Origin of the sequence: Streptomyces sp. P17, from assembly GCF_032436805.1 — a bacterium.
Taxonomy (GTDB): Bacteria; Actinomycetota; Actinomycetes; order Streptomycetales; family Streptomycetaceae; genus Streptomyces.
Genome location: NZ_JAVRBF010000367.1, coordinates 1 through 413 on the forward strand (window position 1 = coordinate 1; position 413 = coordinate 413).

The window sequence follows — 413 nt, forward strand, 5'->3', positions numbered from 1 at the left end:
CTTTCTTCGTTTTCACGAAACCAACACGATTGACCGGCTTCCCCTTCTTTGGCTCAGATTTGGCCGCAGGCTTTGATTTCGCCTTTGAGGCAGGCTTTGCTGCTTTTACAGGCTCCTTCGTTTCCTTGGCTTTCTTTACCGCTTTCTTGATGGCCCGTTCTTCCTTTTGGAGAGCCACGGGATCAACTGCTTTGCCGGTACTTTCGATGGTGTCGAGAGCAACAGCCTTTTCCGCAGCTTCTTCCACTGGTTCCGGCACAACGGGTTCTGCCGTTTCCACGAAGGATTTGACCGACAGATCGTTGCCCATCTGACCATTGATCCAGACCTGTTCGAGAACAGGAATATGATCGCCAGTAATTGCCGAGGTAAGCATACGCTTGGCAATTGCATTGTCTGTCATCGGCCTGTTG

The 413-nt window shown here is 51.1% G+C and carries 1 pseudogene; it reads right to left on the reverse strand.

Going from position 1 to position 413, the window contains the following annotated elements:
- Window positions 1–403 (reverse strand): annotated as a pseudogene (locus RMT89_RS41320) (hypothetical protein); the annotation flags it as partial.
- Window positions 404–413: the final 10 nt, after the last annotated feature.